We start from the raw sequence: 8,981 nt of genomic DNA on the forward strand, positions 1-8,981 counted from the left end.
CTAAGAAGGTGCTTTTAGGGAGATCAAAGTTACTACATAATTCTACGGGAAGTGTTAGGAGCAGTTTACCATCATTAAAGTTAAAAATATCTGTAGAAGCTTGATTAATTTAGATGGAAAAGTGTAGGAAGGGGTTAATTTATTATTATTAACCTTAAAAAAACCTTCAAAAAACACTCACTACATATGTTATTTGTCTTCCCTAATCCTGGTCACAATATCTTACCAAAATGTTTTAATTAAACCACTCTACTTAACTGCTTAGGGACTTGCACCTTTTCCTTGACTTCTGGTCTGGCGTCGACTTGTTGACTAGATATTTCGTCTCATCTCGCTTGCGTGCTTTTGCTATTATCAACTCTTCTTTCGAACTGGTTGATCAAGCCCACCTTGTGGTGTTTACGTGACCTCTAGAGAGATTATCACTCTAGGCTATGCGTTAAATAGCAGAATTATGAGCATCTTTTGCGCCCTAGCGATTTATAATTTGTTTGTTTAAAGCTCTTACAATAACTTCTACTTCTGGTAGTTCCGGCATTAAAAAAATCTCCTTTATTTTTTTATTTATATAATTTTTTACAAACCAATTTAAATTATTTAGATATAATTCCGATTTGCTATTCACTTACGTGAATAAATTTTTCAATCAACAAAATACCTTTTTCTTTTAATATAATTTTATTAAGAAATAATTTTCCAGTTATAATTTTTATTTTTTGATCTGGTTGTAAAAAAAATTCTGGATTATCATTATCAATATGTTCAAAAAATAAAATTAATTCTGAAAAAATTTTAATCTCAGAATGGATAAGTATTTTCAGACCAACAGTATACCATTCTTTAGAAATTTTCAAGTTTTTATCTTTATTATATCTTACATTTACTATACAAACTAAATCATTAATAGAATAATTGTTATATAAATTATTATCAAGTAGTTTAGCGAAATTCATAAAAATCAAAAACCCTTTCTGAATTAAAAAATTTTAAATAGATACAATAATAGGTAAAATTAAAGGATTACGTAAAGTAGTTTCATAAATACGAGGAGTAATAAAATTAATAATAGCTTTTATTAAATAATTTTCATTAACTGTTTCAGAAGATAATAATTTTTGAATCATATTTTTAATATCATTAGATATTTTTTGAATAAAATCACCACTACCTTTCATATAAATAAATCCTCGAGATACAACCATCGGATGATTAATAATTTTTTTATTCTTCCAATCCATGCTAACAATAATAGATAATAATCCTTCTTCGTTTAAAATTTTTCTTTCCTTAATGATAGAATTGCTCAAATTTTCTGAACCAGAATCATCAATATAAATATCATCATGAGGAATTTTTCCGATTAATTGAGCTTTTTCAGGACTTAAACCTAATACATCACCATTATCTAAAATAAAAACATTCTCAGAAGGTATACCACATTCAATAGCTAACTTTTTATGAGCCATTAACATAACATATTCACCATGAACCGGAACTAAAAAACGTGGTTTAATTAAATTTAGCATTAATTTCAAATCATTTTGACTAGCATGTCCGGAAGCATGAGTATCTACTAAAAACCCATGCAAAATTACATTAACTTCCATTTTATACAATAAATCTAAAATTTTATTCACGCTATCTTGATTTCCTGGAATAGGAGAAGATGAAAAAATTACTGTATCTTTATTATTTAATTTAATTTGCCGATGAGTACCATTCGCCATACGACTCAAAGCAGCTAAAGGTTCCCCTTGAGAGCCAGTACATAACAAAGTAATATCTTCATCATTAGCATTAATATTGTTGCTATTAGCTAAAAATTCTTTTGGCACTTTTAAATAACCATTTTTAGCTCCGACTTCGATTGCTTTTTCCATACTTCGGCCAAAAACAGCTACTTTTCTTTTAGTTAAAACACTAGCTTGAATAATTTGTCTAATACGATAATAATTAGACGCAAAAGTAACAATAATAATTCTACCTTTAATTTGATAAAATAAATTGTTAATAGTATCTCCGATTTTATTTTCTGATTCTATAAAACCTTTTTGTTGAGCATTAGTAGAGTCCGATAACAAACATAAAACTCCTTTTTTACCTAAATCAGCTAATTTAGCATAATTCGCTAAAGGACCTTCAGGAGTATGATCAATTTTAAAATCACCAGTATAAAAAATAATATTTTTATTATATTCAAAAACAATACCAAAAGTATCAGGTATCGAATGATTTAAACGTACAAAAGAAATTGTAACCTTTCCAAAACACAATTCAGATCCTTCTTCATATTTATCTAGAATATGCATATATTTCTGCAATTTATGTTCTGTTAATTTAAATTCAATCAAATCATAAGCAATACCAGTAACCAAAATCTTGGGTATTTTTACTTTACGTAATAAAAAAGGAATGCTTCCGATATGATCCTCATGACCGTGAGTAATTAAAAGACATTCAATTTTATGTTCATTTTTAATTAAATATTCATAACTAGGAATTATATAATTAATACCTAAAAAAGAATCTTCAGAAAAAGACATGCCCGAATCCATAATAAAAATTTTATTCTGAATTTCGACCACATACATATTTTTACCTACTTCACCTAATCCGCCCAAAGCATAAAATAAAATGTCAAATTTAGGTTGTTGTTGCGAAATATGTGCTACCATTTGTAAAATTATCCTTTGCTTTCAATTGCAATATTTGAATTAAAATTTAAATCTTTATTTAGCGTTGACCGAGTTGCAGAAATTAAAACAGGAATGATGACAGGTTTTTTTTTAGTAGCTTTAAAAATGAATTTAGATAATTCTTCTCGCAAACTATTTTTAAAATCACTCCATTTAATTTGTTTATTAATGTGTATAAACTGTGTACTTATTTTTAAAAATAATTCTTTCAACTGTCGAATCAGAGGTTCTATTTTCATTTTATCTAAAAATCCCTTACTAACCAACTTAATATTATCGATATTTCCGATTACTTTACGCAAACGTAGATCTAAATTACAAGCTATAATTAAAATACCATCATTGGCTAATAACTCCCTATCTTTAATAATAAAATTATTACCATCTATAACTGGTGTACCGTCAATTAAAATTTCACCTAAATTTTTTAAAAAATTTTTTTTAATTAAAGGTTTATGTAAACCATCATAAAACCACATATCACCATTTTCTATTAAAAAAATTTTATTATCCGAAAAATTAAAATTTTGAACCATTTTTTTTACATAATATTGATGTCTATATTCGCCTGCGATAGGTAAAAAAAATTTTGGTTTTAATAAATATAATAATAATTTTAAATATTCTTGATAATCATAAGATAAGTTTTGAAATAGATCTTTAATTAAAAATTCTACTTGAAAACCATGTCTTGCTAATATATCAATAGTTTTATTTTGAACTTTATCAATGCCAGGCAAATCCACAGAAAATAATAAAATTTTATCGGCTATATGCAATTTCATTAAACGATCAGTTTTTTTACACATACGTTGCAAACGATAAAAAGCTTCAAAACGTCGGCCAAACACTAATACAACAACATTATTATATTTCAAATAATCTTTAGAATTTTTTAAATTAATTAAAGTATTTTCGGGAATTTTTAAATATTTTTTTGATAAAGCGATATCAATAATTTTTTCACTTTTACGACCTAAAATAATAATCTTTAAATTAGCTTGTACAGCTAAATCGATAACCATTTGAATCTTTAATAAATCTGGAATTAAAAAAGTAACAATAATATTATTTTCTATATGGCCAAAAAAACTACTCAAATGATGTTCTAAAATTTCTTCTCTTTTAGGTTTTACCAAACTCAAAGCCCCTTGGGAAACCAATAATAAAGCTAAAACTTTTTTACGAGCCAATTCTACTAAAGTGGTAAAATTAGTTTGAAAAAAATTATTTTTAGATTGTTGCATATGCATAGCGCTCATATATATAATCATTCCTGAAGAGGTTTCAAAAGCTAAACCTAAAGTACCTGGTAAAAAATGAGATATTCCGAAAACAAAAATTTTAATATTATCAATAGTAATTTTCATATCATCTTTTATCATATTAAACGATAAAAAAGATAAATCTATATTTGCTTGTTTTAAATTAAATTTAATCACTTCCATAGTAAAATCTGAAGTATAAATAGGAATGGACCATTCTTTTATGAAATATACTAAAGCTCCTGAATAAGTTTCTAAAGCTGAAGTAATAAAAATACCTTTAATTTGCCCTTTAATAGATTCTAATTTATGATATTCCGGTAAAATAGCATCAATACCATTTACTAATACACTAGGATATTTTAAACCAGCATCTAAAATAAAATAAGAAGAATTGATTTTTAAGAGGTAAAAATTTTTCCCATTCTCCCCTATACCTCCTAAAGCGAAAAAATTAATTTCTTGCATTTTTTTAATAGAACTCCCTTAAAAAATTAATAATGCGATATCGTTAATTGAAATAATTTAAAAACATATGTTTACCGATTAATTTAATTTTTTTATCATTATTAATTAAAGTTTATAATATAAATATTATATTTGTAAAATAAAAATAAATAAATTTAATATGATGTTAATTATTTTTAAAAATACTTGAATTTGGTTAATCACTATTTATTATAGCTTTAAAACAATTAATATCAATTTTTTTCTATTTTTTTAGAAAGTTATCAGATCAATAAAAATATGAAATATCCAACTAAAATTAATAATCAAAATTTAAATTATAATAAAAAAAGTAATTTAGGAAAAAAATTAGAACAAGATATCAATTTAACCAATAAATTTTATCAAGAAAATCAAATTGCTTTTATTCATAAAAATGAAATCCCTATACAAGTAGTTAAAGTCGAATATGCACAAAGAAAAAAAACTAAAATTGTAGAAGCTTATTATCGTTTAAAATCTTTACCAGATTATCAAGGAATTTATAAAGGTAAATATTTATCTTTTGATGCTAAAGAAACTAATAATGTAAAAAAATTTCCTTTAAAAAATATTCCTAATCATCAAATAATTTATTTACAAAAAATAAACGAATTGAAAGGAATAGCCTTTTTAATTATTCATTTTAAACGTTATAACCAATATTTTTATCTGCCTATATCTTTTTTAAATAATTTTATACAAAAATCTTCATCCAAAAGTATTGATTATCAAATTTTTATTAATGAATTATGGCAAATTCCTTATAGTTATCGCCCTAGATTAGATTACTTACAAATTGTGAATAAATTTATCTAAAAGATATAAATATCCATTTTATAAATTAAATTCAGTATTTTCATTAATAATAGGTTTTAAAAACAACAAAATAAATCCAATAAGTGTATTAGTTAAAAAAATCATAATATTAATATAAAGAACCAAAATCCAATATATAGATAAAAAAGAATTTAACTGAGTTATTATCCAAGAATCCGATTCAAATATTAAAAACAAAGAATCATAAGAATAATAATAAAAACTATAAATACAAAATGTATAAGAAATAATTTGCATAAAAGAAATTAATAATAAACTTTTTATAATATTTTTTTTCATTAAATATGGAGAGTTTTTGGTGTGAAATAAACCAGATAAAGAATAAGCCATATATGGAAAAATAAAAAAAAATATTAAAAATAATAATTGCAAATATCTTGTTTGATTTAAAATAAACATATTAATAATAGGCCATTCCAACGCGGTATGAATCATGACATACATAAGATTAGCGCACAAACTAAATTTAAACCCGAACAAAAAACCTATTAAAATTATAGGCAATAACTCTAATTTGATTAAAGATCCGTGACAATCTTGAAAAAAAAATTTAGTAAATACAAATTCAATAAAGAAAGAGATTGTTAATAACAAAGAACTAATAATTACTTTTTTTAACGAAAAAATCTTCATAATTAACTTTTAAAATATACCTTTCTTATATTATATACTACATTTTTATTAAAAAGGATAAACAAAAAAATCGGAAATTAATAAGTATTTTCCGCAACAAAATTACGATAAACATTTAACTCATTGTTTATGATTATTTATATTTATTATTAATTAAACCTTGTTCTAATAAAAATAAAAAATCTTGATTCGAAGCATTCAAAATATAATTATTAATATTCACCTTTTGCAAAACTTTTTGAATATCTTCTTTTCTAAATAAAACATTTTCAAAAAAACTACAAAATTTTTCTAAATTTTCTTGAATATGAAAAAAATCACCACATAATTCCATTTTTCTAATATAACCATCTTCTAATTCTAAAAAAACTTTTATTTCGCCCCATCCGAAACGATATTGCAAATTTTTAGAATACATAGGATGATTAAATAACCATTTAAAAGAATTATATTTAATAGCTAGTTTATTAATAGCAGCTAAATCTTTTTTAGTTAAAATTAATTCTTGTTTTTTTAAAAATTTTTCCAAATAATTAACTAATATTTCTTTTGTCATATCGGGAAGATAATCTTTTAAATTAAGCACTCGTGACCGTACACTATCAATACCTTTAGAAATTAATTTTTGATTATTTGGAGTAATACAACGTATCATTGTATCTATATCACATTGATAAAGTAAAGTTCCATGCATAACAATTCCATTTTTATTTTTCCAAAAAGCATTACCAGAAACCTTTTTACCTTTGAATAAAATATCATTACGACCGCCAAAATATAAAGATATTCCTAAATTATTAAATGCTTGAATAATAAAATTTAAATATCTTTTAAAACTAAAATCTAAAAATGTATTTTTAAAAATAAAACTAAAAATCGGTGTATTGAAATCATTATAAACACAACCGCCACCACTCGGTCTACGAAAAAATTCAATTTTATTTTTTTTGATAAAATCTAAATTAATTTCATTTTCAATAATCTGATTGCGACCAATCACTATTCCTTTCATAGTCCAGAAAAAAAAATAAATTTCATCATCATATTTTAAAAAATTATTCAAAATATACTCTTCTAAAGCATAATAAAAATAAGGTTTATAAACCGATGATAATAATGGATATTTAACTAAAATCATAATAAATAAGTTCCAAATTCTTTCTCTTTTAATAAACCACCAAAAATAAAAAATACTATATTTTATTCATTAATTATTATATCTAAGCCAACATATAATTATTAAATATAATAATAAATAAACAAAATAACCATCATTACAAAAATATATAATGATGGTTTTTTATTAATTTAATCTTTCAGAAAACAACTAAACAATACGGATAGATTAATTGCGTTTTATGCAGCGATTTATATTTACTGTTTTATTTACAATCAGCTCCCGTCCAAACCGGACAAGCAAGTTTCCAAGCATCCAGCTTTCCCTAATTTACTCTCTCTCGAGAACTAATTTCACCTTGCGGTTAATTAGCTATTTATTCTTATCGTTCTTGTTCTTTTGATATCATGTACTTGTTGATTGGTTATCTTGCGATGACAATCTTTACACAGTACCTTTGTACTTTTATTCATGATCCTTTGGTGATTCGCGTTGCGAACTGTCCCAATGTGATGAATTTGCAGTTGGGTTGTTTTGTCGCAGTTCTCACAACGTTCCGCTTTCAAGCGGTCAGTTAGGTGTGTGCGGCCTTGGAATATATATCTATTAATGTTAATGTCCGGATTCCCCTTATATTTACGCATTTTTTTAATTTTATCCCAAGAGTAGACTTCCCATGGTTCGTATTGAGTCTTTCCTTTGTTAATATAGGAGATACCCCAAGTTGAACCTCTATTGAGTTTCTTTCGAACTCTGGCAATCGAAATTTTCCATTTTCTTGCCAGTGTTTTCAAACAGCTATCTTCAGCTAGATAGTTTAGATAGGTTAAAACACCGAGATTGTTAGCTAAACAAAAGTATTGGATAATTCCTCTAACAATTGTTTGATAGGTTCGGATTATTTCTAATTCATCTCTGCCTGCTAATGTTTCGTCGTGTTTTATCTTCCCCCTTTTTAACCAATTGTATTCATATCCATATTCTTCGGCTTTTGCTTGGGGAATTTGGATTTGAACTTTACCGTTTAAGGAATTCTTTGCAGTTTTCCTCTCACGAGTTTTATTGGTTGGTTTAACCTTAATCATGTAGGATAGGAACCTAGTTCCTTTGTTAGCTTTCACAATTTTTGATTTGTCCTTACTAATGGTAAGTTTCAAATCTTGTTCTAACCATTGCGTTACTTGATTCTTAATCCCTTCAGCTTTGTCATACTCGCCTTTAACGCCAATGATAAAATCATCAGCATAGCGGATGTACTCAACTCTTGTTTTTGGGTTTAGATTGATGAAGCTATCAATCCCCAGTTAATGGTGTTGGTTTTTATACCATGCTTTCCCATATTCTGGGCTCTTCTTCCAAATTGGCTTTCCTTTTTTAATTAGTTCATCCATTTTAAGGTCGATGTAATGTAAATATACATTCGCCAACAAGGGAGAAATGATTCCTCCTTGAGGAGAACCGGATAAGGATTCGTATTTGACCCCATCTTTCATGAAGCCGGCTTTCAACCATTTGTTAATGGTTGAGAGGACTTTATTCTTTCTGATGAACCGATTTAAGGTTCTCATGAGAATCTCATGATTAATGGTATCAAAGTAGCCTTTTAAGTCGATTTTGACGATGTAGTCAATTCCTTTAAATCTTTGTTTGACGCGTTTGATGGCGTCGTGGCAAGATTTTTTGGTTCTAAACCCAAAGCTCCATTCTGAAAAAATATTTTCAAAATAGGGAGTTAAGAGTTGTTCGAGGCATTTTTGTATCAGCCGGTCCCTAATAGTAGGTAATCCTAGGGGGTCTAGTACCTTTATTATCACTAGGAATGAGAATTCTTTTAACTGGTTTGGGGTTATAACCATTATTGACGTATTCCTGCTGGTATCTTTCGAATCTTTCTAGATTAATCCCATCAATGGTTTCATTATCAATACCCGGTGTTCCCGCCCC

Annotated in this window: 6 protein-coding genes and 1 pseudogene; 1 reads left to right on the top strand and 6 read right to left on the bottom strand. The window is 26.1% G+C overall.

The annotated features are described in order from the left end of the window. Nucleotides 1-617: 617 nt before the first annotated feature. From OC698_RS02255 to OC698_RS02265, 3 genes are read right to left on the bottom strand one after another with little or no spacing between them, the layout of a single operon-like run. Nucleotides 618-953, bottom strand: coding sequence for a hypothetical protein (locus tag OC698_RS02255; protein WP_304513099.1), 336 nt, complete (start codon nt 951-953; stop codon nt 618-620). 33 nt (nt 954-986) lie between these two features. Next, entirely contained in the window at nt 987-2,675 is a 1,689-nt protein-coding gene (locus tag OC698_RS02260) for a ribonuclease J (protein WP_304513100.1), read from the bottom strand. An 8-nt stretch (nt 2,676-2,683) separates the two neighbouring features. Further along, nucleotides 2,684-4,429 carry a ribonuclease J gene (locus tag OC698_RS02265; protein ID WP_304513101.1) on the bottom strand — a complete coding sequence of 582 codons (1,746 nt, stop codon included), beginning with the start codon at nt 4,427-4,429 and terminating at the stop codon, nt 2,684-2,686. Between the two features lie 279 nt (nt 4,430-4,708). On the opposite strand from OC698_RS02265, the gene recU reads away from it, so the two are divergent. Beyond that, nucleotides 4,709-5,266 carry a Holliday junction resolvase RecU gene (gene recU / locus OC698_RS02270; protein WP_304513102.1) on the top strand — a complete coding sequence of 186 codons (558 nt, stop codon included), beginning with the start codon at nt 4,709-4,711 and terminating at the stop codon, nt 5,264-5,266. 18 nt (nt 5,267-5,284) lie between these two features. Here the strand turns inward: recU and OC698_RS02275 are convergent, their stop codons facing one another. The 3 genes and pseudogenes from OC698_RS02275 to OC698_RS02285 all read right to left on the bottom strand — a co-directional run. Next, entirely contained in the window at nt 5,285-5,722 is a 438-nt protein-coding gene (locus OC698_RS02275) for a hypothetical protein (protein ID WP_304513103.1), read from the bottom strand. Between the two features lie 331 nt (nt 5,723-6,053). Further along, complete coding sequence (locus tag OC698_RS02280; RefSeq protein ID WP_304513104.1) at nt 6,054-7,058, bottom strand: lipoate--protein ligase; 1,005 nt, start codon at nt 7,056-7,058, stop codon at nt 6,054-6,056. 347 nt (nt 7,059-7,405) lie between these two features. After that, a pseudogene (locus OC698_RS02285) lies at nt 7,406-8,981 on the bottom strand (reverse transcriptase domain-containing protein); the annotation flags it as partial.

The sequence above is a fragment of the Candidatus Phytoplasma gossypii genome, assembly GCF_030586975.1.
GTDB lineage: Bacteria > Bacillota_I > Bacilli_A > Acholeplasmatales > Acholeplasmataceae > Phytoplasma > Phytoplasma citri.